This window comes from Actinosynnema pretiosum, from assembly GCF_002354875.1.
Lineage (GTDB): Bacteria > Actinomycetota > Actinomycetes > Mycobacteriales > Pseudonocardiaceae > Actinosynnema > Actinosynnema auranticum.
Map to the genome: position 1 here is coordinate 372,146 of NZ_CP023445.1, position 25,211 is coordinate 397,356.

At 72.8% G+C, this 25,211-nt stretch carries 24 protein-coding genes; 12 read left to right on the forward strand and 12 right to left on the reverse strand.

The window, feature by feature from the left end:
- Positions 1–86: 86 nt before the first annotated feature.
- Positions 87–818: a hypothetical protein gene (locus tag CNX65_RS01770; RefSeq protein ID WP_218181332.1), complete on the forward strand. Its 732-nt coding sequence runs from the start codon at positions 87–89 to the stop codon at positions 816–818.
- Positions 819–966: 148 nt separating this feature from the next.
- Here CNX65_RS01770 and CNX65_RS01775 read toward each other — a convergent pair whose 3' ends face one another.
- Together CNX65_RS01775 and CNX65_RS01780 are read right to left on the reverse strand one after the other, a co-directional pair.
- Positions 967–2,070: a LacI family DNA-binding transcriptional regulator gene (locus CNX65_RS01775; RefSeq protein WP_096491205.1), complete on the reverse strand. Its 1,104-nt coding sequence runs from the start codon at positions 2,068–2,070 to the stop codon at positions 967–969.
- A 121-nt stretch (positions 2,071–2,191) separates the two neighbouring features.
- Positions 2,192–3,235 (reverse strand): LacI family DNA-binding transcriptional regulator, encoded by a 1,044-nt coding sequence (locus tag CNX65_RS01780; protein ID WP_096491206.1) that lies wholly within the window; start codon positions 3,233–3,235, stop codon positions 2,192–2,194.
- A 264-nt stretch (positions 3,236–3,499) separates the two neighbouring features.
- On the opposite strand from CNX65_RS01780, the gene CNX65_RS01785 reads away from it, so the two are divergent.
- The 7 genes from CNX65_RS01785 to CNX65_RS01815 all read left to right on the forward strand — a co-directional run bounded on the left by CNX65_RS01785 (position 3,500) and on the right by CNX65_RS01815 (position 10,557).
- Positions 3,500–4,759, forward strand: a complete 1,260-nt coding sequence (locus CNX65_RS01785) for an extracellular solute-binding protein (RefSeq protein WP_096491207.1) — start codon at positions 3,500–3,502, stop codon at positions 4,757–4,759.
- Positions 4,760–4,864: 105 nt separating this feature from the next.
- Positions 4,865–5,743: a carbohydrate ABC transporter permease gene (locus CNX65_RS01790; RefSeq protein WP_218181406.1), complete on the forward strand. Its 879-nt coding sequence runs from the start codon at positions 4,865–4,867 to the stop codon at positions 5,741–5,743.
- Entirely contained in the window at positions 5,743–6,636 is an 894-nt protein-coding gene (locus CNX65_RS01795) for a sugar ABC transporter permease (RefSeq protein WP_096491209.1), read from the forward strand. Before CNX65_RS01790 ends, CNX65_RS01795 begins: the two co-directional genes overlap by 1 nt.
- Positions 6,637–6,719: 83 nt before the next feature.
- Entirely contained in the window at positions 6,720–7,820 is a 1,101-nt protein-coding gene (locus tag CNX65_RS01800) for an ABC transporter ATP-binding protein (protein WP_096491210.1), read from the forward strand.
- Positions 7,821–7,979: 159 nt separating this feature from the next.
- A complete protein-coding gene (locus CNX65_RS01805; RefSeq protein ID WP_096491211.1) occupies positions 7,980–8,879 on the forward strand; it encodes a metal ABC transporter solute-binding protein, Zn/Mn family in 900 nt (299 codons plus the stop codon).
- Positions 8,876–9,718 carry a metal ABC transporter ATP-binding protein gene (locus tag CNX65_RS01810; RefSeq protein ID WP_096491212.1) on the forward strand — a complete coding sequence of 281 codons (843 nt, stop codon included), beginning with the start codon at positions 8,876–8,878 and terminating at the stop codon, positions 9,716–9,718. The genes CNX65_RS01805 and CNX65_RS01810 overlap by 4 nt, the downstream gene beginning before the upstream one ends.
- Before the next feature lie 2 nt (positions 9,719–9,720).
- Positions 9,721–10,557, forward strand: coding sequence for a metal ABC transporter permease (locus CNX65_RS01815; protein ID WP_096491213.1), 837 nt, complete (start codon positions 9,721–9,723; stop codon positions 10,555–10,557).
- A gap of 260 nt (positions 10,558–10,817) precedes the next feature.
- On the opposite strand, the gene CNX65_RS01820 is transcribed toward CNX65_RS01815, so the two are convergent.
- Together CNX65_RS01820 and CNX65_RS01825 are read right to left on the reverse strand one after the other, a co-directional pair.
- Positions 10,818–12,128, reverse strand: a complete 1,311-nt coding sequence (locus tag CNX65_RS01820; protein WP_232519665.1) for a GGDEF domain-containing protein — start codon at positions 12,126–12,128, stop codon at positions 10,818–10,820.
- Positions 12,129–12,506: 378 nt separating this feature from the next.
- Positions 12,507–13,730 carry an MFS transporter gene (locus CNX65_RS01825; protein WP_096491214.1) on the reverse strand — a complete coding sequence of 408 codons (1,224 nt, stop codon included), beginning with the start codon at positions 13,728–13,730 and terminating at the stop codon, positions 12,507–12,509.
- Positions 13,731–14,170: 440 nt separating this feature from the next.
- Here CNX65_RS01825 and CNX65_RS01830 point away from each other — a divergent pair, with 440 nt between their 5' ends.
- Together CNX65_RS01830 and CNX65_RS01835 are read left to right on the forward strand one after the other, a co-directional pair.
- Positions 14,171–14,452: a type II toxin-antitoxin system Phd/YefM family antitoxin gene (locus CNX65_RS01830; protein ID WP_096491215.1), complete on the forward strand. Its 282-nt coding sequence runs from the start codon at positions 14,171–14,173 to the stop codon at positions 14,450–14,452.
- Entirely contained in the window at positions 14,445–14,849 is a 405-nt protein-coding gene (locus CNX65_RS01835; protein ID WP_096491216.1) for a type II toxin-antitoxin system VapC family toxin, read from the forward strand. Before CNX65_RS01830 ends, CNX65_RS01835 begins: the two co-directional genes overlap by 8 nt.
- Before the next feature lie 24 nt (positions 14,850–14,873).
- Here the strand turns inward: CNX65_RS01835 and CNX65_RS01840 are convergent, their stop codons facing one another.
- The 7 genes from CNX65_RS01840 to CNX65_RS01870 form a co-directional block, all read right to left on the reverse strand.
- A complete protein-coding gene (locus tag CNX65_RS01840; protein WP_096491217.1) occupies positions 14,874–16,304 on the reverse strand; it encodes an MBOAT family O-acyltransferase in 1,431 nt (476 codons plus the stop codon).
- A 92-nt stretch (positions 16,305–16,396) separates the two neighbouring features.
- Positions 16,397–17,362, reverse strand: a complete 966-nt coding sequence (gene rlmB, locus CNX65_RS01845; RefSeq protein ID WP_096491218.1) for a 23S rRNA (guanosine(2251)-2'-O)-methyltransferase RlmB — start codon at positions 17,360–17,362, stop codon at positions 16,397–16,399.
- 5 nt (positions 17,363–17,367) lie between these two features.
- Positions 17,368–18,762 carry a cysteine--tRNA ligase gene (cysS, locus tag CNX65_RS01850; protein WP_096491219.1) on the reverse strand — a complete coding sequence of 465 codons (1,395 nt, stop codon included), beginning with the start codon at positions 18,760–18,762 and terminating at the stop codon, positions 17,368–17,370.
- 66 nt (positions 18,763–18,828) lie between these two features.
- On the reverse strand, positions 18,829–19,440 hold the full coding sequence (locus CNX65_RS01855) for an HAD family hydrolase (RefSeq protein WP_096491220.1): 612 nt from the start codon (positions 19,438–19,440) through the stop codon (positions 18,829–18,831).
- A 161-nt stretch (positions 19,441–19,601) separates the two neighbouring features.
- Positions 19,602–20,069: a 2-C-methyl-D-erythritol 2,4-cyclodiphosphate synthase gene (gene ispF / locus CNX65_RS01860; RefSeq protein ID WP_096491221.1), complete on the reverse strand. Its 468-nt coding sequence runs from the start codon at positions 20,067–20,069 to the stop codon at positions 19,602–19,604.
- A complete protein-coding gene (gene ispD, locus CNX65_RS01865) occupies positions 20,066–20,758 on the reverse strand; it encodes a 2-C-methyl-D-erythritol 4-phosphate cytidylyltransferase (RefSeq protein WP_096491222.1) in 693 nt (230 codons plus the stop codon). Before ispD ends, ispF begins: the two co-directional genes overlap by 4 nt.
- A gap of 35 nt (positions 20,759–20,793) precedes the next feature.
- On the reverse strand, positions 20,794–21,282 hold the full coding sequence (locus CNX65_RS01870) for a CarD family transcriptional regulator (protein WP_012782996.1): 489 nt from the start codon (positions 21,280–21,282) through the stop codon (positions 20,794–20,796).
- 258 nt (positions 21,283–21,540) lie between these two features.
- On the opposite strand from CNX65_RS01870, the gene CNX65_RS01875 reads away from it, so the two are divergent.
- Complete coding sequence (locus CNX65_RS01875) at positions 21,541–22,293, forward strand: copper chaperone PCu(A)C (RefSeq protein WP_096491223.1); 753 nt, start codon at positions 21,541–21,543, stop codon at positions 22,291–22,293.
- Positions 22,294–22,720: 427 nt separating this feature from the next.
- A complete protein-coding gene (gene radA / locus CNX65_RS01880) occupies positions 22,721–24,109 on the forward strand; it encodes a DNA repair protein RadA (protein ID WP_096491224.1) in 1,389 nt (462 codons plus the stop codon).
- A 159-nt stretch (positions 24,110–24,268) separates the two neighbouring features.
- Here radA and CNX65_RS01885 read toward each other — a convergent pair whose 3' ends face one another.
- Positions 24,269–25,123 (reverse strand): helix-turn-helix transcriptional regulator, encoded by an 855-nt coding sequence (locus CNX65_RS01885; protein ID WP_096491225.1) that lies wholly within the window; start codon positions 25,121–25,123, stop codon positions 24,269–24,271.
- Positions 25,124–25,211 lie beyond the last annotated feature (88 nt).

Sequence of the window (25,211 nt, forward strand, 5' to 3'; positions counted from 1 at the left end):
CTCGGCAAGCGGAAGGTGTGATTCACCGCATCGTGCGACCGCCGCCCTCCGGGGTTTTCGCGGGGCGGTTCGCTAGCGTCGGGGGCGTGAGCTGGTCCCCCCGGCCCCTGCCGGCCTCGGTGTACTGGCGGCGCCGGGTGGTCGCCGTCGGCGGGGCCGCGCTGGCGCTGGTCGCGGCGGTGTGGGGCGCGGGCGCGGTGCTCGGCCGCACCGCCCCGCAGGGCGCCCCGGTCGCCACCACGTCCACGTCCAGCCCGCCCCCGCTCGCGGAGGGCCTGGTGCTGGCCGAGGCGGGCGCCGCGTCCGCCGGTTCGACTACGGGTTCCCCCGCGCCCCCGTCCGGGCAGCCCAGCGCGGGCGCGGCCGACGGGACGCCCCCCGGTTCCGCCGAACCGCCGCCCCCGCCCCAGCCCCCGCCGGGCCCGCCGCAGCCGTGCGCCGACGCGGCCGTGCTGGTGCGGGCGGTGCTGGGCAAGGAGCAGCACGCGGTGGGCGAGCACGCGGACTTCCGGATCGCGGTGACCAACACCGGGCAGCTGCCCTGCACGCGCGAGATCGGGCGCGGGGTGCGCGAGCTGGTGGTGACGTCCCCGGACGGCGCGACGCGGCTGTGGTCGTCGAACGACTGCCTGGCGGCGGAGGGCTCGGAGGTCCGGGTGATGAAGCCGGGCGAGGTCTTCGAGTTCGGCCTGAAGTGGCCGGGGACGACGTCGGCGCCGGGCTGCGGCCCGCGCACCCGGCTGGGCGCGGGCGACTACCTGCTGGTCGCCAGGGTCGGCGACCGCTCGTCCGACCCCGCGGTCTTCCGGATCGGCTGAGACCGGATCGGCTGAGACCGGCGTGGTTGAGCCCGGCGTGGGTGAGCCCGGCGTGGTTGAGCTCAGCGCGGTGGGACCCGGTGCTGGTGAGCCCGGCGCGGCCGGGCTCGTCGGCCGGGCGCTCGCCGCGAAGCGAGCGCCCCACCCGTCAGTGCCCGAACCACCGCTCCTCGGCGATCGTCCTCGGCTCGGCCGCCGTCGTGCCGGTGATCAGCTCGGTCTCCAGCGTCACGGTCCTGGGCTTGGTGCGCTCGCCGATCTCCATCAGCAGCTTGCCCGCCGCGCGGCCCTTCTCCAGCACCGGCTGCCGCACCGTGGTCAGCCCGGCCTGCTCGGCCTCCCGGATGCCGTCGAACCCGGTCACCGTGAGGTCCGCGGGCACCCGCAGGCCGCGCCGCTCCGCCTCCTGCAGCGCGCCGAGGGCCAGTATGTCCGAGGTGCAGATCAGCGCCGTGATCTGCGGGTCCCGGTCCAGGACCTGGGCCGCCGCCGAGGCGCCTTGCGCGATCGTGTGGTCGAACCGCTCCACCACCGGCACCGAGGCCCAGTCGACCCCGACCTCGGTGAACGCCTGCCGCAGCCCGCTCATCCGGGACCGCTGCACGTGGAAGTGCGCCGACTCCTGCCGCGACAGCGGCACGAACCCGTCGTTGCGGTCCCGCGCGAGCCTCATGCACACCACGCCGACCCGCCGGTGCCCCAGCGCGATCAGGTGCTGCGCGAGCTGGTGCATCGCGGCCCGGTCGTCGATGCCCACGCGGTCGACGTCGGCCAGGTCGGGCTGGTCGCACACGACGGTCGGCACCGGCCGCTCCAGCACGGCCGCGAGGTGCGGGTCGTCGTCGGGCACCGAGTAGACGACGAAGCCGTCGACGCCCGCCCGGTGCACGGCCGCCACGTCCTCGCGCTCGGGGTTGGCGGGCACGAGCAGCAGCCCCTGCCCGGCCGTCTCGCAGGCCAGCGCGAGCCCCTCCAGGAATCCGATCGCCGCCGGGTCCCGGAACGCGTAGGAGAGGTTCTCGGTCAGCAGCAGGCCGACCGCGCCCGCTTTGCGCGTGCGCAGTGATCTCGCCACCGGATCGGGGCCGGGATATCCAAGTCGCCTCGCTGTGTCCAACACCCGGCGTCGCAGCTCCGGTGAGAGCTGGTCGGGACGGTTGTACGCGTTGGACACCGTTGTCCGGGAAACCCCCAGCTCCGCGGCCAGAGAGGCCAACGTCGCCGGGCGTCGCACATGCATCGACCGCGCCATGGAGTGACCGTAACGGTTCAGAAGCGCTTACAGAAGTGGGCGTGATCCGCGTCCCTTTACCATTTCGTCAGCGCAGGTCAACATAGGTTACTGATCAGTACAGTGGTCCAGACCAATGTGGTTATTCGGGCGATGCTGTTGATTCTCGAACAACAAGGCGAGGCCGGAACACTCTCGTGTAGTTCGCGCTGTGCCTTCTGCGCCGATCGGGGTCCAAACGCAGCACGAGTTCGTCCACCGCGGCGGTCGCCATTTCCTCGATCGGTTGCGCCAGAGTGGTGAGCGGGGGAGAGCAGTAGGGGGCCAGCGGGATGTCGTCGAAACCGACCACCGAGAGATCGCCGGGAACGGACAAACCCCGCTTGTGCGCCTCTCGGAGCACCCCTATCGCCATGTGATCGGACGAGCAGATCACCGCCGTCGGCCGCACGGAGTCGAGCAGCTCCGCCGCCGCGAGCGCCCCGCCCTCCGGCCCGAACGGGCCGTGCGCGACGAGCGAGCCGTCCGCGCTGAGCCCCGCCTCCTCCAGCGCCGCCGCCCACCCGGCCCGCTTGAGCCGCGAGGGCAGCGCCCGCGCGGGCCCGCTGACGAACCCGACCAGCCGGTGCCCCAGCTCCACCAGGTGCCTGGTCGCCGCGTACCCCGCGTGCTGCTCGTCCACGGTCACGTCCGGCACGTCCAGCGCGGGCGTCGCCCCGTTCACGAACACCATGTGCACCCCGTCGGCCAGCAGCTTCGAGTAGTAGCTCGGCCGCGCGGCCCGCCCCAGCGGCGCCTCGGCGTTGGTGATCTCCGGCGAGACGAACACCATGCCCTCGACGCCCCTGGCCAGCAGCATCCGGACGTATTCCTCCTCGCCCATCGCCGCGTCCCCGGACGCCCGTGTGTTGCACAGCAGCGACGAGTAGCCCAGCCGGGCCGCCCTGACCTCCAGCGCCTCGGCGAACGCCGGGAACACCGGGTTCGACAGCTCCGGCACCAGCAGCCCGATCACGCCGGTCCGCTGCAGCGCGCCGAGCCCGCGCGGGGTGTACGGCATCTCCGCCAGCACGGCGAGCACCCGCTGGCGGGTCTCGTCGTTGACCCCCGCTCGGCGGTTCAGCACGCGGCTCACGGTTGAGATGCTCACCCCGGCGGCCCTGGCGATCTCGGCCAGTCCGGGCACCGGTCCTCCTCGTTGCGGTGGGTGAAGCGGCGGGGTCGGGCTTCGGGAATCCGGAGACAGGGCTCCGCTTCACCCTGCCGCCCGCAGCAAGGTTTTGCAACGCCCCCTGCGGTTTCCCCCGTTCGCGCGCCGCCGTTACGGCTTGGTTACGCCGCGACCCTTGACCGTCCCCAGTTCAGCGGTATGAAATCCGCGTCAACTCTTCCGCAAGAACTTGCAGTGGCCTCGCCCCGGCGGGGCCGGATGAGAGGGGCGACAGCAGCGATGCGACGTACCACCCTCCTGACGGCACTGGCCGCGGGCTTAGTCCCCGCCCTCGCCCTCACCGCCTGCGGTGGCTCTTCCGGCGGCGGCGGCGCGAGCAGCGAGGTCGTCTTCTGGGACACCAGCGGCCCCAACGAGAGCCCCGTCTTCACCAAGGTCGCCCAGGACTGCGCGGCCGGGGGCGGCTACCAGGTCAAGACCGAGACCGTCGCCTTCGACGCGGCGCTCAACAACTACAAGACCGCCGCGCAGGGCGGACAGGGCCCGGACGTGTTCCGCGCCGAGGTCGCCTGGGTGCCGCAGCTGGCCAAGAACGGCCTGGTCCTCGACCTGACCGGCACCGACCTGGTCAAGGACACCTCGGACTTCCTGGAGACCCCGCTCGGGTCCGCGGTCTACGAGGGCAAGACCTACGGCGTCCCCCAGGTCACCGACTCGCTCGCCCTCTTCTACAACAAGAAGCTGCTGGCCGACGCGGGCGTGCAGCCCCCGAAGACCTGGGACGAGCTCAAGTCCGTCGCCGCCAAGCTCGGCGGCGAGAAGGCGTTCTTCGTCAACAACGACGCCTACTACGCCCTGCCCTTCCTCTACGGCGCGGGCGGCGACCTGGTCGACGCCGAGGCCAAGGAGATCGTGGTCTCCTCGCCGGAGAACGTGAAGGGCCTGGAGACCGCCAAGGGCCTGGTCGACGCCAAGGCCGCCACCACCGCGCTCGACGCGGGCAACTCCTACAGCAACATGCAGGCGGGCTTCGGCTCCGGCGAGATCGCCATGGTCGTCAACGGCCCCTGGTCCGTCCCCGACTACCTCAAGGGCGCCGCGTTCGCCGACGGGTCCAACCTCGGCATCGCGCCCGTCCCCGGCGTCACCGAGGCCACCGCCGGGCTCGCCCCGGTCGGCGGCCACGACTACGTGGTGCGCCAGGGCACCAAGGCCAAGGACAACGCGCTCAAGCTCATCGCCTGCATGAGCTCCGCCGAGTCCCAGGCCGAGATCGCCACCGAGCTGGGCCTGCTGCCCACCCGCAAGTCCGCCTACGAGGTCGCCGAGGTCAAGGCCAACGCGGTCGTCGCGGCCTTCGAGCCGGTCGTCGCCCAGGCCCACCCCCGGCCGTGGATCCCCGAGGGCGGCCAGCTGTTCGACCCGCTCAAGACCGCCTACGCCGACTTCCTCGCGGGCAAGAAGGACGCCAAGTCCGCGCTGGACGAGGTCGCCAAGACCTACAAGGACCAGATCCTGCCCGAGTACACCGTCGGCTGACCGCTCCGGGGCCGCCCGACCCGCGCGGGCGGGCGGCCCCGGCGCTCCGGCGCTAGGAGGCCACAGGTGCGCAGGTTCCTCGACCGGCACTGGTACGCGTACGCGATGGTCCTGCCGGTGGTGCTGGTCATCGCCGTGCTGGTGCTCTACCCGCTCGCGCAAGGCGTGTTCTTCACCCTCACGGACATCAACGAGTCGTCCATCGCCAACCCGGTGCTCGACCGGCCCGCCACCTACGAGTGGGTCGGCCTGCGCAACTACCTCGCCGTGCTCTCCGGCGACGCCAGCTACGGCGCGTTCTGGGCCACCCTGCTGCGCACCGTCGTGTGGACCGCCAGCTGCGTGCTCCTGCACTACGGCATCGGCCTCGGGCTCGCCGTCCTGCTCAACCGGCAGGTCGCGGGCCGCGCGGTCTACCGGGTGCTGCTGATCCTGCCGTGGGCGGTGCCCGCGTTCATCAGCGCGTTCGCCTGGAAGTACATGTTCAACGCCCAGTACGGGATCATCAACCAGGTCCTGCGCGCCCTGGGCCTTCCCGACCCGGTGTGGCTCGGCCAGTCGAACTGGGCGCTGGTCGCGGTGGTGATCGTGAACGTGTGGCTGGGCGTGCCGTTCATGATGGTCTCGCTGCTCGGCGGCCTCCAGTCCATCCCGGCCGACCTGTACGAGGCGGCCGAGGTCGACGGCGCCACCCCGTGGCAGCGCTTCCGGCACGTCACCCTGCCCGGCCTGCGCTCGGTCTCCAGCACGGTCGTGCTGCTGGGCGTCATCTGGACGTTCAACATGTTCGCCGTCGTCTACCTGATCACCGGCCAGAACCCGAGCACCCGGCTGCTGATCACCTACGCGTTCGAGCGCTTCTTCTCCGGGGCCTCCCGCGACTACGCCGTCGCCTCCACCTACGGCGTGCTCATCCTGTCCGTCCTGCTCGTGTTCGCGAGCGGCTACCGGCGCGCGCTGCGCAGGCAAGGCGAGGTGTGGTGATGTCCATCGAGGCCGCTTCGCTGCGGGCCGCGACGCCCGCGCGCGAGTCCCGGAGGGCCAAGCGCTCCCGCGCCGCGTCGACCGGGCTGCACGCCGCGCTGATCACCGCGTCGCTGATCGCGGTGTTCCCGGTGTTCTGGGTCGTGGTCACCTCGTTCAAGCCGGACGCGCTCGCCGTCGAGACCACGCCCAAGCTGGTCAACGAGTCCAGCCTGGACAACTACACCCGCATCCTGTCCGGGGAGAAGGGCGACTTCCTGGCCTGGTTCGGCAACTCGGTGCAGATCGCGCTGCTGACCACGGTGCTGGCGGTGTTCCTGTCGGCCACCGCCGGGTACGCGGCCAGCCGCTTCCGGTTCCCCGGCAAGCGCAAGCTGCTGCTGTCGTTCCTGGTCGTGCAGATGTTCCCGTTCGCGGTGCTGATCGTGCCGCTGTACAACACCCTGCTGGCGCTGGGCGTGCAGGGCACCGCGCTCGGCCTGGTGCTGGTCTACTGCACCACCGCCGTGCCGTTCTGCACCTACATGCTCAAGGGCTACTTCGACACCATCCCCGCCGACATCGACGAGGCGGGCCGGGTGGACGGGCTCTCGCCGTTCGGCGTGTTCTGGCGGCTGGTGCTGCCGCTGGCCAGGCCGGGGCTCGCGGTGACCTCGTTCTACGCCTTCCTGACCGCGTGGGGCGAGGTGGCGTTCGCCTCGGCGTTCCTGTCGGCGGCCGACGAGTCCAAGACCCTCGCGGTGGGCCTGCAGGTGTTCGTGCAGCAGAACCGCACCGAGTGGGGGCACCTGGCGGCGGCGTCCACGCTGGTGGCCATCCCGGCGGTCGCGGTGTTCTACCTCGTGCAGCGGTTCCTGGTCTCGGGGCTGGCGGGCGGCGCGGTGAAGGGGTGAAATCCGTTCGCGTCCGGGTGTTCCCGTAAGCGCTTGCAATGCCTAGCGTTGCGGCAAAGCTCGGGTACTGAAAGGTGCGCACCATGGCAGAGGTCGCCTACGACAAGGCGTCGCGGATCTTCTCCGGCAACCCCCCGGTGCGAGCCGTCGACGAGTTGTCCCTCGACGTCGCGGACGGCGAGTTCCTCGTTCTGGTCGGCCCGTCGGGTTCCGGCAAGTCCACCGCCCTGCGGATGCTCGCGGGCCTGGAGGACGTCGACGAGGGCGCCATCAAGATCGGCGGCAAGGACGTCACCAACGTGCCGCCGAAGGGCCGGGACATCGCGATGGTGTTCCAGTCCTACGCGCTGTACCCGCACATGACGGTCGCGGAGAACATGGGCTTCGCGCTCAAGCTGCGCAAGGTCGCCAAGGAGGAGATCAAGCAGAAGGTCGCCGAGGCGGCGGCCATGCTCGACCTCACCAAGTACCTGGACCGCAAGCCGAAGGCGCTCTCCGGCGGTCAGCGCCAGCGCGTCGCGATGGGGCGCGCGATCGTCCGCGAGCCCAGCGTGTTCCTCATGGACGAGCCGCTGTCCAACCTGGACGCCAAGCTCCGCGTCGAGACCCGCGCGAACATCGCGGCCCTCCAGCAGCGCCTGGGCACCACCACGATCTACGTCACGCACGACCAGGTCGAGGCCATGACCATGGGCCACCGGGTCGCCGTGCTCAAGGACGGCCTGCTCCAGCAGTGCGACACCCCGCGCGCGCTGTACGACAAGCCTGCCAACGCGTTCGTCGCGGGCTTCATGGGCTCGCCCGCCATGAACCTGAAGACCGTGCCGCTGACCGCCGAGGGCGCGAAGCTGGACGGCCTGCTGGTGCCGCTGGAGCGCGCCAAGCTCGACGCCGCCTCCGGCAAGGGCCTGTCCGAGGTCGTCTTCGGCGTGCGCCCCGAGTCGCTGGCGCTGGTCGGCGAGGGCGAGCCGGGCATGGAGATGGCCGTCGAGCTGGTCGAGGAGCTGGGCGCGGACGCGCTGCTGCACGGCGCGGTCCGCATCGGCGACTCCTCCGAGCGGTTCGTGGTCCGCGTCGACGGCCGCACCCCGCCCGCGCTGGGCCAGACCGTCAAGGTCGGCGTGCGCGACGCCTCCGAGGTGCACCTGTTCCACCCGGAGACCGGGCTGCGCCTGACCGACTGACGCCCGCTCCGCAGGACCTCGCAGGGCCATCCCCCACGTACGGGGGGTGGCCCTGCGTGTTCTTTGCCCCATCCGGTGGACAAGGTGGTGGCGGAGAGTTCTAAACTGAACTCGACAACGGTTACCATTCCACTTTAGGTCCCCCTGAGGAGTCAGCCGATGACTGTGCGCACCACGCTGATCACCGCCGTGGCGGTGCTCGGTCTCACCACCGCCTGCGGCAGCGCCGACCAGGGCGGCAGCGGCTCCTCCGACGCCGCCGACGCCCCCGCGGGCGCGGTCTCGGTCGTCACCTCCACCAACGTGTGGGGCAGCGTCGTCAAGGCGGTCGGCGGGAGCGACGTCGAGGTCAAGGCCCTGATCGACGACCCGTCCGCCGACCCGCACTCGTTCGAGAGCAAGCCCGCCGACATCGCCGCCGTCGCGGGCGCCAAGCTCGTCGTCGGCAACGGCGGCGGCTACGACGACTTCTTCGACAAGATCGTCGACGAGTCCGCGCAGTCGGCCAAGCGCGTCGACGCCTTCGCCCTCTCGGGCAAGGAGGAGAACGAGCACGTCTGGTACGACCTGGCCACCGTCCGCAAGGTCGCCGACAAGGTCGCCGAGGAGCTCTCCGCGATCGCGCCCGACAAGAAGGACGCCTTCACCAAGGGCGCGGCCGACTTCGGCACGGCGCTCGACGGCCTCACCGCCAAGGTCGAGCAGATCAAGCCCACCAAGGTCGTGGTGACCGAGCCGGTGCCCGCCTACCTGCTGGAGACCGCGGGTGTGGAGGACCTCACCCCCGCCGAGTTCACCGAGGCCATCGAGAACGAGACCGACGTCCCCGTCGCCGCCATCGCCGCCACCGGTGACCTGATCGTGAACAAGCAGGTCAGCGCACTGATCAACAACACCCAGACGGAGAACGCGGTCACGAACGACCTGGTCGCCAAGGCCGGGACCGCCGGGCTGCCCGTCGTGGGCATGACCGAGACGCTGCCGGAAGGCGTCACGGGTTACGTTGAGTGGATGACGAAGCAGGTCGACGAGCTGACCGCCGCGCTCGGGACGAAATGAGCGCCCAGACCACCACGCCTGACCGCCCCGCAGCCCAGCGCGGGGCGGTCTCGCTGCGTTCGGCCCGGCTCGCGTACGGCGACCGGGTCCTCTGGGACGGGCTGGACCTCGACGTGCGGCCCGGCGAGTTCATCGCGGTCCTCGGCCCCAACGGGTCCGGCAAGACCAGCCTGATGCGGGTCCTGCTGGGCCTCCAGCCCCTCTCCGGCGGCAGCGTCGAGATCGCGGGCGTCCCGGCCGGGCGCGGCAGCCGCGCCATCGGCTACATCCCCCAGCAGCGCCCCGTGGACACCTCCACCGTGCTGCGCGGGCGCGACCTGGTCGGCCTCGGGCTCGACGGCCACCGCTGGGGCCTGGGCCTGCGCGGGCGCGCCGAGCGCCGCCGCCGCGTCGACGAGGTCCTGGAGGCCGTCGGCGCCACCTCCTACGCCGACCGGCCCGTCGGCCTGCTCTCCGGCGGCGAGCAGCAGCGGCTGCGCGTCGCGCAGGCCCTCGTCGGCGACCCGGCCGTGCTGCTGTGCGACGAGCCGCTCCTCTCGCTCGACCTCGCCCACCAGCGCGTCGTCAGCGACCTCATCAACACCCGGCGGCGCGCCTCGGACACCGCCGTCCTGTTCGTCACCCACGAGATCAACCCGGTGCTCCCGCTGGTCGACCGCGTCCTCTACCTGGTCGACGGCCGCTTCCGGATCGGCCCGCCCGCCGAGGTCATGACCGGCGAGACCCTGTCCGAGCTGTACCGCACCACCGTCGAGGTGGTCAGGGTGCGCGGCCAGATCCACGTCGTCGGCGCGCACGGCGTGTGCGAGGACCAGCCGCACCACGCCGAGGAGCACTGACGATGGAGAGCCTGTTCGACTTCGCCACGACCGCCGAGCTGATCGGCCTGCCGGTCGTGCAGCGGGCGCTCCTGGCCGCCGCCGTCCTCGGCCTGGTCGCCGGGGCCATCGGCCCGCTGGTGATCACCCGGAAGATGTCCTTCGCCGTCCACGGCACCAGCGAGCTCGCCTTCACCGGCGGCGCCGCCGCCCTGCTGCTCGGCATCAGCGTCAGCTATGGCGCGGTGCTCGGCGCCGTCGTCGCCGCCCTGCTGCTCGGACTGCTCGGCCAGCGCGACTCCGAGCGCGACTCGGTCATCGGCGCGGTGCTCGCCTTCGGCCTCGGCCTCGGCGTGCTGTTCCTGTGGCTCTACCCCGGCCGCGCGGCCAACAAGATGGGCCTGCTCGTCGGCCAGCCCATCGGCATCCCCGCCGGTGACGTGCAGGTGCTGGTGGTCTGCGCGGTCGTGGTGCTGGTGGTGCTCGCGCTGCTCTACCGGCCGCTGCTGTTCGCCAGCGTCGACCCCGACGTGGCGCTCGCCAGGGGTGTCCCGGTGCGCGCGCTGTCCCCGGTGTTCGCGGTCCTGGTCGGCATCACCACCGCGCTCGGCGTGCAGATCGTGGGCGCGCTGCTCGTGCTCTCCATGATGATCACGCCCGCCGCCGCAGCCGCCCGGATCACCGCCAGCCCGGCCAAGGCCACCGTGCTCGCGATCGTGTTCGCCGAGGTCGCCGTGCTCGGCGGGATCGTGCTCTCGCTCGCGCCCGGCGTGCCGGTGAGCGCATTCGTCACCGCGATTTCGTTCGCCATTTACGTGATCTGCCGGATCGTCGGGAAATCACGCGTTCGGGCTGTTTGATCCCACGTTCGAGGGGATACCCGTGACGACCTGAGCGTGTCACGCGAAGCGAGTGCCCGATGGGTCGAAACAGCTCTCCCCCCGAACCCCGCACCACCGGTGGAATCCACCACGCCGAGTGCCGATCGGTGCTGCCCGGACCAGTGCTGCCCGGACCAGTGCTGCCCGGATCGGCGCTGCCCGGACGCGGACCGGCCGCGCCTGGACCGGCCGCGCCTGGACCGGCCTCGCCTGGACCGGCCTCGCCTGGACCCGCCGCGTCAGGCCGTGCGCGGCACCCCGTGCTCCTGCAACCGGGCGGGCGTCGCCGGACGCGGCCCGCCGATGTCCACGTTCGCCACCCGCACCTGGTTGCGGCCCCGCTCCTTCGCCGCGTACAGCGCCCCGTCGGCGCTGTGCTGCGCGTGCGCCAGCGCGTCCGGGCCGTCGCCCAGCACCGCGACCCCGATCGACGCCGAGATCGCCCGCACCTCCTGCCCGTCCTCGTTCACCGGCAGGTCCCGCCCGCGCAGGTGCACCGTGCTGCGGTGCTTGTCGGTGGTCACCACCACCATCAGCCCGATCGCCTCCCGCACCCGCTCCGCGATCGCCGTGCCCTCGGCCAGCCCGGTGTCGGCCAGCACGACCACGAACTCCTCGCCGCCGTCCCGACCGGCCACGTCGCCCGGCCGCAGCTTCTCCCGCAGGATGCGCCCCACCTCGGCCAGCACCGCGTTGCCCGCCGGGTGCCCCCAGGTGTCGTTGATCCGCTTGAAGTGGTCCAGGTCGATCGCCAGCACGGTCACCGGCTTGCCGTCGATGCGGCCCCGCTCGGCCAGCCGGTGCGCGAACTCGGCGAGCCCGGTCGTGTTCAGCAGGCCCGTGCGGAAGTCGGTGTGCGCGTCCTGGGTGAGCTGCTGGTGCGCCTGCGCCTGCTCGGCCAGCAGCCGCTCCAGGTGCGCCTGCCGCTCCGAGGCCCGGTGCAGCAGCGCGTTCGCCAGCACCACCGGCACCACCATCAGCAGCGGCGCGGCCCAGTGCGTCGCGGTCAGCAGCCCGAGCAGCGCGCCCACGCCCAGCGTGGTGGCCTCCAGCATGTTGTCGCCGCGCGAGCCCAGCGTGTCCGCGAACCGGGTGCGCGGGTTCAGGATCTTCAGCACGCCCGTCATCAGCACGACCTGGGTGAACCAGTACAGCGCGGCGGTCAGCGCCAGCACCGCCAGCAGCCCCAGGTCGCCCAGCAGCCTGCCGGTGGCCAGCAGCGGGAACCCCGCCTCGCGCACCGCGACCCCGGCCAGCACCGTGCTGGCCACGATGTGCGTCGAGGTGAACACGAACCGGTAGGGCTGCCGTCGCGCGATCGGCTGGGTGACCACGCGCAGCAGCAGCACGATCAGCACCGCCAGCGGCGCGGGCAGCACCACCGCCGCGGCGAACGTCCACACCGAGGTGAGGTCGAAGTACAGGCTCGCGGACTCGTCGCGCCGCGACTCCTCGGCGCGCCGGACGATCGTCAGGTGCACCGTCACGGCCGCCGCGAACGCCCCGAACCGGAACCAGTCGGACTCGGAGGCGGACCCCACCCCGGCCATCAACCAAATGGTGGAAATCAACACCACCAATTCGATGGAAAGGATGTAAGCGATCGCGGCCGGTCGCAGGGACCAGAGCTCCCAGTTCCGCCCGGCGGACACGCCCGGTGTCGTGGGCGGTTCGTGATCGGGCAAACTGTTCGCCACCACGTCCCCCTACACTCGACCCGTCATCACCCGGCGCATTGCCGTCGCGGCCGATGCCGCCCTTCGATCCCCACCGCAGCAGGTACCCGGAATCCGGGAGGAGGAGTGTTCGCCATGCGCAACCGCGAGTGGTGACCCCACCGGCCTCCCCGGTCCCCTCCGAATCCCCGTGCCCGCAGACCGCGCCCACGTCGTCTCGTCAGGGAAATCGTCATCCATGATGAGTCCGTTTCACGTGGTCACCGCATCGGGGCCCGCCTTCGCGCGCGCCCTCCTCCAGGCTACGGTCGCCTGCGCGGCGAGCAGCAGCCCGACACCGCCCGCGCCCGCGATCGTCGCGGTCACCGAGCCAACAGCGTGCGCCACGACGCCCGCGAGCGCCATGCCACCGCCCTGGCTGGTGCGCAGGGCGGTGCGCGCGATGCCGAACGCCCGGCCCCGGTAGGCGTCGGGCAGCAGCCGCATCCAGGCCGCCCGCGCGGGCGTGTGGTACGCCCCGGCCATGCCCGCGATGACCAGCAGCACGATCGCCCAGGTCAGGTTCGGCTCCAGCGCGAACAGCGCCAGCGGCGCCAGCGACAGCACCGCCAGCGGCCCCATCAGCCGCTCCCGCTGCCGGGGGTCGCGCACGAAGCGGAACAGCAGGGCCACGCCCAGCACGTTCGCGGCGGGCTCCACGGCCAGGATCAGCCCGACCGCCCACACCGCGCCCAGCCCGTCGGCCAGCGGCACCGCCAGCCCCTCCGGCACCATCGCCAGGCCTGCCAGCAGCCGCATCCCCAGCAGCGAGCGCAGCCGGGGCTCGGTCAGCAGCAGCGCCAGCGCGCTCCGCGCCCCCTCCGGGTCCTCGGGGGCGCTGCGCGGCGCGGCGGCGGGCCGGTGCTCGACGGACAGCTGCACCAGCACCGCGACCAGCACGAAGCTGGCCGCGTCCAGCGCCAGCGCGGCGCCGGGACCGGCCCAGGTCACCAGGAAGCCCGCGGCGGCCAGCCCCACCATCTGGGCGACGTCCACGGAGGTCCCGAACAGCGCCACCCCGTCGTCGTAGCGCTCGTCGGGCAGCACCGAGGGCAGGCTCGCCTCCTGGGCGGCCAGGAACGGGGAGGCGACCATGAGCGCCGAGAACAGCAGCGCGACCATGCCCCACAGCGGCACGCCGGGGATCGCCATCGCGCCCACCAGCACGGCCTGGAGCCACGCGCACGCCACCATCACGGTGCGGCGCGGGTAGCGGTCGGCGACCCAGGCCAGCAGCGGCCCGGACACCAGCGGGGGCAGCAGCGTGGACGCCCAGGTCACGGCGGTCCACGCGGGGGAGCCGGTGCGCTCGAACACCAGCAGGGACAGCGCCACCGCGGCGAGCTGGTCGCCCGCCGTGGACGCCACCGAACCGATCCACAGCCCGCGGAACTCGCGGTTGCCCACCAGGGCGCGCAGCGCGCCCCCGGAGGTCACCCGCGCCCCCGGACGCCGGACCCCGATGAGCGAGTCACGTCATCCCCACCAGAAGCAACTGATCCTCGAGGCCCGCGCGCGGGGCGGCGGTGGTCGACCGCTCGGCGTCCCGCGGGAGCGCGCACCCGAAACCGACTTGACTGACCGCGTGCGGCGGTTATCGGTTGGGAAAGAGTCCACGTCCTTTGCTGAGTCTGTCCTCCCGGCGGCCGTTCCCCGCCTCGACCGCGCCCACCCTACGTCACGACCCGACGCGGGCGCGCCGGGCGCGCTGGGCCGAGCGGACCACGAACGGGTCGAGCGTTGGGACGTGGCGCGGCGGCGGTCCGGGGGAGTGGCGGGAGGGGCGGCGCACCGCCGTTCGGGGGAATCGAGGAATAAGGGATGGGGGCGCGGGTGCGTGTAGCACGACGTGCTACAAGCGGATTAGACTGGTTCTCATGAAGGTCATCAACCAGCGGGAGTTCCGCAACAACTCCGCTGAGGTCATGAACGCGGTCGAAGCGGGGGAGACCTACCACATCACCCGCAACGGGGTGGAGGTCGCCGAGGTTCGCCCCCTGTCGCGCAGGCGGCGGTTCACCGCCGAGGAACTGGTCGCGCGGCACCGCGCACTGCCCAAGGTGGACTACGAACTCATGAGGCGCGAGGCCGAGGAGTTCTTCGGCACCGAGGACCGGATCGGTGACGGCGACGATCCCTGGGAGCGCGCCCGTGGCTGAGCGGCGCGCGTCGGGTGTGCTGGACACCTGCGTCTACATCGATCTCGACTCCCTGGACCCGCAGGTGCTGCCCGAGTTCCCCGAGCTGACCGCGATCACCCTGGCGGAGCTGCACCAAGGCGTCGCGATGGCCAAGGACCCGATCACGCGCGCCGTGCGGACCGAGCAGTTGGGGGCTGCGATCGTCGAGTTCGACGCCCTGGTCTTCGACGACCGGGCAGCCGCCCGCTTCGGCACGCTCGTGACGCTGACCCTTCAAGCGGGCCGCGACCCGCGGCCGAGGAAGATCGATTTGATGATCGCCGCCATCGCGTCCTCGCGGGACCTGCCGCTCTACACGCGCAACGTGAAGGACTTCGCCGGGCTCGACAGCATGGTCGAGGTCGTCCAGGTGTGACCGGCCCGGTTCCCCGGAACCGCCTCAGAACTGGTAGTACAGGAACGGGCTGAACGTCCCGCCCGCCACCAGGATCGCCGCGTACAGCGCGCCCACCGTCATCACCGCGACCCGCAGCCCCGTCGCGACCCGCGTGCGCGCCGACTCCAGGTACGGCCCCGTCACCGGGTGGTTCGGCAGGAGCACCACGACCAGCGCCAGCACCAGCAGCGCGATCCGCTGGTTCGTCGCCGCCACCGCCACCGCGTCCGGCAGGCCGTCGAGGTCCGGGACGAGCATGTTCCCCAGCACCGAGAACGCCGTGCCCAGGTCCGGCGACCGGAAGAACACCCAGCCCACCACGACCAGCAGGAACGTCAGCGCCCGCCGCCCCAGCAGGGCCTTGCGCCCCTCGGGGGCCTTGGCCCACCCGAACCGCCGCTCCACGATCAGCAGCGCCCCGTGAAACACGCCCCACACCAGGAACGTCCAGTTCGCCCCGTGCCAGAACCCGGTCAGCACGAACACGATCGACAGGTTCCGGTACGTCGTCCACGTCCCCCGGCGGTTGCCGCCGAGCGGGATGTACAGGTAGTCCCGGAACCACCGCGACAGCGACATGTGCCACCGCCGCCAGAACTCGGTGATCGTCACCGACGAGTAGGGCCGCGCGAAGTTCTCCGGCAGCCGGAACCCCAGCATCCGCCCGAGCCCGATCGCCATGTCCGAGTACCCGGAGAAGTCGAAGTACAGCTGCAGCGCGTAGCCGATCGCACCCAGCCACGCCACCGACCAGGTCATCTCGTCCGAGGGCGTGGCGAACGCGGCGTCCACCAGCGGCGCCAGCGAGTCCGCGACGATGACCTTCTTGCACAGCCCCAGCGCGAACCGGGGGAACCCCGCCGCGATGTCGTCCAACCGGTGCGTGCGCTCCTGCGGCAGCTGGTCGGCGATCTCCCGCCACCGCACGATCGGACCCGCCACGAGCTGCGGGAACATCGCGATGTAGGTGATGAACGAGACCGGCTCGCGCAGCGCGGGCCGCTCGCCCCGGTACACGTCCACCACGTACGAGATGTGGTGGAACGTGTAGAACGAGATGCCGATCGGCAGCGCCAGGTGCACCACCGGCAGGTCCGCGCCCACGATCGAGGCGATCGCCGCCAGCTGCTCGGTCGCGAACCCCAGGTACTTCCACACCAGCAGCACGGCCAGGTCGAAGCCGATCACCCCGACCAGCAGCACCCGCCGCCTGTCGGCCGCCAGCGGCCCGTCCGGTGCCAGCTTCAGCCCCGCGAGGTAGTTCACCACCATGCAGGCGAGCAGCAGCAGCGTCGTGCCGCCCGCGCCCGTCACGTAGAACAGCAGGCTGGCCACCGCGACGATCCCGTTGCGCCAGCCCCTGGGCGCGACGAGGACTGCCGTGAGCACGGCAGGCACGAAGAACCAGAGGAAGAGCGGCGTGGCGAAGGACATCGCGGGTGAGGGTAGCCGGGGCAGGGGTGATCGATCTCGGGAGTCGGCGAGTTGGGCGGTCCCCGCGGGGACCGCCACCACCCGTCAGCCCGCTAGCGGGCGTCCAGCCTGCGCCTGCGCGCGACCTCGGCGAGCACGACGCCCGCCGCGACCGACGCGTTCAGCGACTCCACGTCCGACGCCATCGGGATCGACACGGTCTGGTCGCAGGTCTCCCGCACCAGCCGGGACAGCCCCCGGCCCTCGGAGCCCACCACCACGACCAGCGGGCCCGTCGCCAGGTCCAGGCCGTCCACGTCCACGTCGCCGTCCGCGTCGAGGCCGATGACCATCAGCCCCTCCTCGGCCCACTCGCGCAGCTGCCGCGTCAGGTTCGTGGCCACCGCGATCGGCAGCCGCGCCGCCGTGCCCGCGCTGGTCCGCCACGCCACGGCCGTCATGCTCGCCGAGCGCCGCTGCGGCAGCACCACGCCGTGCGCGCCGAACGCCGCCGCCGAGCGCACCACGGCGCCCAGGTTGCGCGGGTCGGTGACCCCGTCCAGCGCCACCAGCAGCGGCGGGCGGCCCGACTCCTTCGCGGCCCTGAGCAGGTCGCGCGGCTCCGCGTACTCGTACGGCGGCACCTGGAGCCCGAGGCCCTGGTGCATCGCGCCGCCGGTGATCCGGTCCAGCTCGCCGCGCTGCACCTCCAGCACGGAGATGCCCCGGCTCGCCGCCAGCTGCACCGCCTCGGCCACCCGGTCGTCCGCGTCGATGCCCAGCGCCACGTACAGCGCCGTCGCCGGGATGCCCGCGCGCAGGCACTCCACGACCGGGTTGCGGCCCGCCACCGTCTCCGGCGCGGCGTCGGCCGCCTTGCGCCGCTGCTGGCGCACCGCGTTGGCCTTGGCCGCCGCGTTCGCCTTGCGGTAGGCCGGGTGGTTCGGCCGGTCCTGCGCCTTGGGCGTCGGGCCCTTGCCCTGCAGGCCCTTCGACTTCTGACCGCCGGAACCGACGACCGCGCCCTTCTTGGAACCGGGGTTGCGCATCGCCCCCCGGCGCTTGGAGTTCCCTGCCACGAGCTTCAGCTGTCCTTCAAAGTCCACAGTGGACCGTCGGGGGTGTCCTCGACGGCGATTCCGGCGGCGAGCAGGCTGTCGCGGAGGGCGTCAGCCCGCGCGAAGTCCCGCTCCTTGCGGGCCGCCACCCGGTCGGCGAGCACCCGGTCCACCAGCGCCTTCAGCGCGCGGGAGGTCCCGCTCTCGCGCCCGGCGGAGGCGGACCACCGCTCGGACAGCGGGTCGAGCCCGAGGACGGCGGTCATGGCCCGGACCGACGACGCGGCGGCGCGAGCCCCGGCGTCGTCCCCGGACTCCAGCGCCGTGTTGCCCTCGCGCACCCGCTTGTGCACCGCGGCGAGCGCGCCGGGGGTGCCCATGTCGTCGTCCATCGACGACACGAAGTCCTCGCCCAGCTCGCCGTCCGCGTCCACGGCCCCGGTGCGCTCGACCACGCGCCGCAGGAACGACTCGATCCGCCGGTAGGCGGTGACCGCCTCGTCCAGCGCGGCGGGGGAGTACTCGATCGTCGACCGGTAGTGCGGCCCGACGAGGTAGTACCGCAGCTCCGGCGCGCGGACCTGCTCCAGCAGCGCCGGGATCGACACGGTGTTCCCCAGCGTCTTGGACATCTTCTCGCCGCTGAGCGTCACCCAGGCGTTGTGCATCCAGTACTGCGCGAACCCGTCGCCGACCGCCCTGGACTGGGCCTGCTCGTTCTCGTGGTGCGGGAAGATCAGGTCGATGCCGCCGCCGTGCACGTCGAACGTCGGGCCCAGGTACTCGGTCGCCATGGCCGAGCACTCCAGGTGCCAGCCGGGCCGCCCGTCGCCCCACGGCGTGGGCCACGAGGGCTCGCCGGGCTTGGCGGCCTTCCACAGCGTGAAGTCCCGCTGGTCCCGCTTCCCGGTCAGCTCGGACTCGCCCTGGTGGACCTCGTCCACCCGCTGCCCGGACAGCTTCCCGTACTCGGGGAACGAGGACACCGAGAAGTACACGTCGCCGTCCGCGGCGTACGCGTGCCCGGCGTCGACCAGCCGCCGCATCAGCTCGACCATCTGCGTCACGTGCCCGGTGGCGCGCGGCGCGTAGGTCGGCGGCAGGCAGCCGAGCGCCTCGTAGGCGTCGTCGAAGGCCCGCTCGTGCTCGAACGCCCAGTCCCACCAGGTCCGGTCGTGCTGGGCGGACTTGACCAGGATCTTGTCGTCGATGTCGGTGACGTTCCGCACCAGCACGACCCGCTCGTGGGTGCGCGCGAGCCAGCGCCGCAGCACGTCGAAGTTGAGGCCGCTGCGCACGTGCCCGATGTGGGGAACGCCCTGCACGGTCGCCCCACACACGTAGATCGACGCCGTCCCGCTGATCTGCGGGCGGAACTCCCGCAGTTCTCTGCTTGCGGTGTCGTAGATGTGGAGGCTCACCCGGAGAATGGTACGGGCGATGGCCAACCGGGGGTGAACCGCCTTTCGGCGGCAGGCGCGCGACCGCTAGGCGTGCCGGGAGATCGCGTTCAGCAGCGCGTCCGGCCGCTCCTGCGTGGGCAGCGGCTCGACCAGCTCGAACCGGCACCCCACCGCGCGCGCCCCGCCGTCCGCCTCCTCGCTGTCCCCGATCATCAGCGCCTCGCCCGGCTCGACCCCCAGCCGCTCGCAGGCCACCTCGAACAGCTTCGGGTCCGGCTTGACCACGCCCTCCTCGTAGGACAGCACGAACTCGTCCACCCGCCCGAGCACCCCGTGCCTGGCGAACACCGACCGCACGTCCCAGCCGATGTTGCTCACCACGGCCGTCCGCAGGTGCGTGCCCAGCGCGACCGCGGTGTCCGGGTAGGCCTGCCAGCGGGTGGGGGAGAGCAGGCTCTCGTAGAACCCGTCCGGGTCCTCGGCGCCCGCGCTCGCCAGCGCCTCCACGTGCGCCTCGCGGTGCGCCACCGGGTCGAGGTCGCGCCGCTCCCAGGTGTCCGCGTCCACGGCGAGCCCGTCCGGCAGGCCGAACGGCGCGGTCAGCGCCCGCATCAGCTCGCCGTGGAGCGCGAACGAGGGGTGCTCCAACCGGAACAGCGTATTGGAGAAGTCGAACAGCACGGCGCGGATCGTCACGTGCGAGCACGCTACGTCGTCGGCGCGCCGCAAGTCCCGACCACAAGACGCACACCACACCCCGCCGCGCTGGGCCCACCCGGTGGGAGCAGCCGGTGATCAGCGGTCGGTGACCGGCCGCCTGCGACCGGGTGTCGGCCGTCCGGCGCCGCGACCGGGCGTCAGCCCCTGGGCAGCAGCAGCGCGGTCGCGACCGCCGCGACGCCCTCGCCGCGGCCGGTCAGCCCGAGCCCGTCCGTGGTCGTCCCGCTCACCGAGACCGGCCCGCCGAGCACCTCGGACAGCACCTTCTGCGCCTCGGCCCGCCGCTTGCCCACGCGCGGCGCGTTCCCGATCACCTGGACCGCCGCGTTCCCGACCACGAACCCCTCGGCCTCGACCAGCCGCCGGGCCTCCGCGAGGAACTCCACGCCGTGCGCGCCGGACCAGCGCGGGTCGCTGGTGCCGAACACCGCGCCCAGGTCGCCCAGCCCGGCCGCGGACAGCAGCGCGTCGCACAGCGCGTGCGCCGCCACGTCCCCGTCCGAGTGCCCGGCGCACCCGTCGGCGCCCTCCCAGAGCAGCCCGACCATCCAGCAGTCGCGACCCGGCTCCACGGGGTGCACGTCCGTGCCGATGCCGACCCTCACCCGGTTCCTCCCACGAGCAGCGCCTCCGCGACCGCGAGGTCGAAGGGCGTGGTGACCTTCATCGCGTCCTGGTGGCCCGCGACCGTGACGACGGGCACACCGAGCCGCTCGACGAGACCCGCGTCGTCCGTCGCGTGCAGACCCGACTCGTGAGCCGCGCGGAGCGTGGCCGCGTCGAAGCCCTGCGGCGTCTGGACGACGCGCAGCAGCGAGCGGTCCGGGGTGTCGACGACGACCCCTTTCGGGTCGACCCGTTTGACGGTGTCCGCCACGGGCAACACCGGGATGACCGCGGGGTGGCCCGCCAGCACGGCGTCCACCACGTCCCGGACCACGGCGGGAGGGGTGAACGCGCGAGCGGCGTCATGCACCAGGACCACCCGCACGTCCGGCACCTCGGCCAGCGCGTGCTCCAGCGCCAGGCGGACCGAGTCCGACCGCTCGGCTCCCCCCGCGAGCACGTGCACCGCCCCACCGGCGGGAGCCAGCGGGGCGGTGACGGTTCTCACCTGATCCACATCGGACGGTGGCGCCGCGACGACGACGTGCCGCACGCGTCCGGACTCGAAGAGCCCTCGGATCGCGCGCACCAGGAGTGGCACGCCTGCCACCGGGACGAGCGCTTTGGGCATGCCGAAGCCCAGCCGCTCACCCCGGCCCGCAGCGGGCACGAGCGCGACAACACCCATGTTCGCGGTGTTCCGTGCGGTCTGCTCGGTGAAGATCAGGACGCGGTCGCGAGGACCTCGTCGAGGAGGACCTCGGCCTTGTCCTCGTCGGTGCCCTCGGCCAGCGCCAGCTCGCTGACCAGTATCTGCCGGGCCTTCGCCAGCATCCGCTTCTCGCCCGCCGACAGCCCGCGGTCCTTCTCGCGCCGCCAGAGGTCACGCACCACTTCGGCCACCTTGTTCACGTCACCGGACGCGAGCTTCTCCAGGTTGGCCTTGTACCGCCGCGACCAGTTGGTCGGCTCCTCGGTGTGGGGAGCGCGCAACACCTCGAAGACCTTGTCCAGACCCTCTTGGCCGACCACGTCGCGCACGCCTACGATCTCGGCGTTGTCTGCGGGGACGCGGACGGTGAGGTCACCCTGGGCGACCTTGAGGACGAGGTACTTCTTCTCCTCGCCCTTGATCACGCGGGTCTCGATCGCTTCGATGAGAGCGGCACCGTGGTGCGGGTAGACGACGGTCTCTCCGACCTTGAAAACCATGTGTCCTCTGCCCCTTTCGCTAACTCCATCCTAACACGCCAAGCAATCCCCTCATCGGTCTCCGGAGATCGGTTCGCGCTGGTCAGGGCCGCGCGGGGGGTTGACAAACCACCTGTTCGCGTGCAACGGAAGCGCTGCGTCACCGTGCGCTAGGCCACCACGTGCCGCCGGTCGGGGCGGTCCCGGTTAGGCTCCTTGATCGGTGGTCGGGCCTGGTCCTGCCGCTCCCGTCAACACACCGGAAGGATCTGAGCAGCCGTGGGTCGCGCACAGCAGAAGTCCCCAGCTCCTCGCCGCGCGGTCGTCGTCGCCGCCGCGGTCGCTGGCATCGGTCTCATCGCAACGGCTTGCGGCGCGGGGCAGATCACCCAGACCAGCCACAAGGTGGCCGCCGTCAATGGCGCGTCGGGCGACGCGGGCGTCATCGCGGTCCGCGACGCCCAGCTCCAGTTCCCGGTGGAGGAGGGGCACTACGCGACGGGCGGCTCCGCGCCGCTGGTCGTCACCATCGTGAACAACGGCGCCGAGCTGGACCGGCTCACCTCCGTCACCAGCACCGCGACCGGCGAGGCCGAGCTGAGCGGCGACGTCGAGCTGGAGCCGACCACGAGCATCGTGGCCGAGACCGCGGAGAGCGCGCCCGGCAGCTCGTCGGCGCGCCCCACGACCACCTCCGCGCCGTCGAGCGCGTCGGCGCCGTCGTCCGGCCAGCCGTCCTCCGCGTCCTCCGCGTCGTCGGCCCCGCAGTCCGCCGCCTCGCAGTCCTCGACCTCCCAGTCCTCCGCCTCGCAGTCCTCGGCCGCGCCGAGCAGCGGCAACCCCTCCTCCGCGCCCGAGGCCACGGCCGAGCCGGGCAAGGTGCGGATCGTGCTGCCGGACTTCAAGCAGGACGTGCGCCCCGGTCAGACCATCAAGGTGACGTTCCGGTTCGAGAAGGCCGGGCAGCTGACCCTGGACGTGCCGATCGGCGCGACGCCCGAGGCCCGCGTGGAGCAGAAGTCCGAGCACTGAGCCCGCGGGCGTCCCGATCGGACGCCTGAGCGCCCCTGAGCTTCGCCGAGGGCCCCTCGCCGGTGGATGACACCGGTGCGGGGCCCTCGGCGTCGTTCCGGGGCCGTGGGGGTGGCGGAACGGGGTCGGTGGTCGACGCGCGGTGATCGCGCGGGGGCGCGGTGGTGGGGCGGAAGCGCTTGCGGGGCGCCCCGAGCCCTCCGGCCTTGCGGAGTCCCGCTGCGACGTTCGCGGCCGTTCGGCGCGCCCGCCGGACCGCCGCCCGCCCCGCCTCGGGCGGCGCGGGCCTTCCGCTGGGCGGTTCCCGCCGCGTCGGTGCGCCGCAGCGCGCGGGTGCGGGGTGCCGCAGGGGTGGTCGGTGGTCCTCGCGGGGCCCGCTCGGGCGTGCTGCGGCCGGGCTGTCGGGGGTGGTGGTTAGCCTGGCCGGGTGGCCAAGAACGTTCGGGCGGCCCGGCCCGTCTACCGGTGCGCTGAGTGCGGGCACGAGGTGTCCAAGTGGGTCGGGCGCTGCCCGGAGTGCCAGGCGTGGGGCACGGTCGAGGAGCGCGGGGCCGCCGCGCCCGCGCGGTTCCTCGCGGGCGCCACGAGCGGCGACGCGCGGCCCATCGGCCAGGTCGACATCGAGTCCTCGCGGGCCTCGGCCACCGGGGTCGGCGAGCTGGACCGGGTGCTCGGCGGCGGGCTCGTCCCCGGTGCGGTCGTCCTGCTGGCGGGCGAACCCGGCGTCGGCAAGTCGACCCTCCTGCTGGAGGTCGCCCACCAGTGGGCCAGCACGGTCGGCCGGTGCCTCTACGTGACCGGTGAGGAGTCGGCGGGGCAGGTCCGGCTGCGCGCCGACCGCACCGGGAACCTGCACGACGAGATCTACCTCGCCGCCGAGAGCGACATCTCGGCCGTGCTCGGGCAGGTGGACGCGGTCAAGCCGAGCATGATGATCGTCGACTCGGTGCAGACCATGTCGTCGCTGAGCATCGACGGGATGCCGGGCGGCGTGAGCCAGGTGCGGGCGGTGACGTCCGGGCTGATCTCGGTGGCCAAGGAGCGGAACCTGCCGATCGTCCTGGTGGGGCACGTGACCAAGGACGGCTCGGTCGCGGGCCCGAGGGTGCTGGAGCACCTGGTCGACGTGGTGCTCCAGTTCGAGGGCGACCGGCACTCGACGCTGAGGCTGCTGCGCGGCATCAAGAACCGGTTCGGCGCGGCGGACGAGGTCGGCTGCTTCGAGCTGCGCGACGACGGCATCGTCGGCGTGCCGGACCCCTCCGGCCTGTTCCTGAACCGGCGCGAGCAGGACGTGACCGGCTCGGCGGTGACGGTCGTGGTGGAGGGCAAGCGACCGCTGCTGGGCGAGGTGCAGGCGCTGGTGGCGCCGACCAGCCTGCCCGCGCCCCGGCGCGCGGTGAGCGGGCTGGACTCGGCGCGGGTGGCGATGGTGATGGCGGTGCTGGAGAAGCGCGGCCGGGTCCCGCTGGGCAACAAGGACGTGTTCACCGCGACCGTGGGCGGGATGCGGCTGGTGGAGCCGTCGGTGGACCTGGCGCTGGCGCTCGCGGTCGCGTCGGCGGCCGTGGACCAGCCGCTGCCGCACGACCTGGTGGTGGTCGGCGAGGTGGGGCTGTCGGGCGAGCTGCGCCGGGTCAACGGCGTGGGCCGCAGGCTCAGCGAGGCGGCCAGGCTCGGCTACACCAGGGCCCTGGTCCCCCCGGACGCCGGTCCGCTGCCGAAGGAGACCCGCGCGCTGGTGGCCAACGACCTCGGCGAGGCGCTGCGGCTGCTGAAGATCACGGGGAAGCGGGGGAGCAGCAAGGACGAGTAGCGGGGACGGAAGGCGGCGGGCGCGGCGGGCGCGGCGGGCGCGAACGGCCGGTGGGCGGCGGCTGCCGGTGGGCGGCGGGCGGGGTGGCGGGCAGCAGGGCGACGGCCTGCGGGACGGCGGCCGGTCGAGCGGCGGGACGGCGGGTGGCCACCCCCGGCCTCACCGCGCGGGCGCCGTCAGGGTCCAGCTCGCCAGCAGGTCCAGCGCCTGCCTGGACGCCGTCCCGGCCTCCGCCGTGTACAGGAACAGCGTCGTGTCCGGGTCGCCCGGCAGCACGACGGTCTCGTACTCCACGGTCAGCTCGCCCACCAGCGGGTGCGCCAGGCGCTTGGAGCCGTGCGTGCGCTGGTGCACCCGGTGCTGCTCCCACCACCCGTCGAACTCCGGGCTCTGCTCCCGCAGCTCCGCCAGCAGCGCCAGCGCGGCCCGGTCGCCGGGGTCGCGGCCGACCTCCAGCCGCAGGCTCTCCACGGCGTTGCGCGCCTGTTCCTCCCAGTCCGCGAACAGCGCCCGCGCCGCCGGGTCCAGGAACATCCAGCGGGCGTAGTTCCGGCGGGGCGCGGGGATCGCCTCGAAGTCGGTGAACAGCGCCCGCGCCAACCGGTTCGCCGCCAGCACGTCCGTGCGCCGCCCCAGCGCCAGCGCGGGCACCCCGTCCAGCGAGTCGAACAGCTGGTGCACGCCCGGCCGCAGCCGCTGCGCCCCCGTGCTCCGCCGCCGCGCGACCGGGCCGCCGACGCCGATCAGGTCCCGCAGGTGCGCCTGCCCCGCGTCGTCGAGCCCGAGCGCCCGCCCGAGCGCGTCGACCACCGCGGGCGACGGCACGATCCGCCGCCCCTGCTCCAACCGCGCGTAGTAGTCCGCGGACACCCCGGCCAGCCGCGCCACCTCCTCGCGCCGCAACCCCGGCACCCGCCGCACCCGCCCGTCCGGCGGCAGCCCGGCCCGCTCCGGGTCGCTCTGCGCGCGAGCCCGCTTCAGGAAGTCCGCCAGCTCCGCGTTGTTCTGCGCCACACCCCCAGTCTGCCCACCCCGCCACCCGCCCCGGAGGCCCTCGGGCAGGACTGCGCGTCCTAGTCGGCGCAGGGCCCGCCGAGCGCCC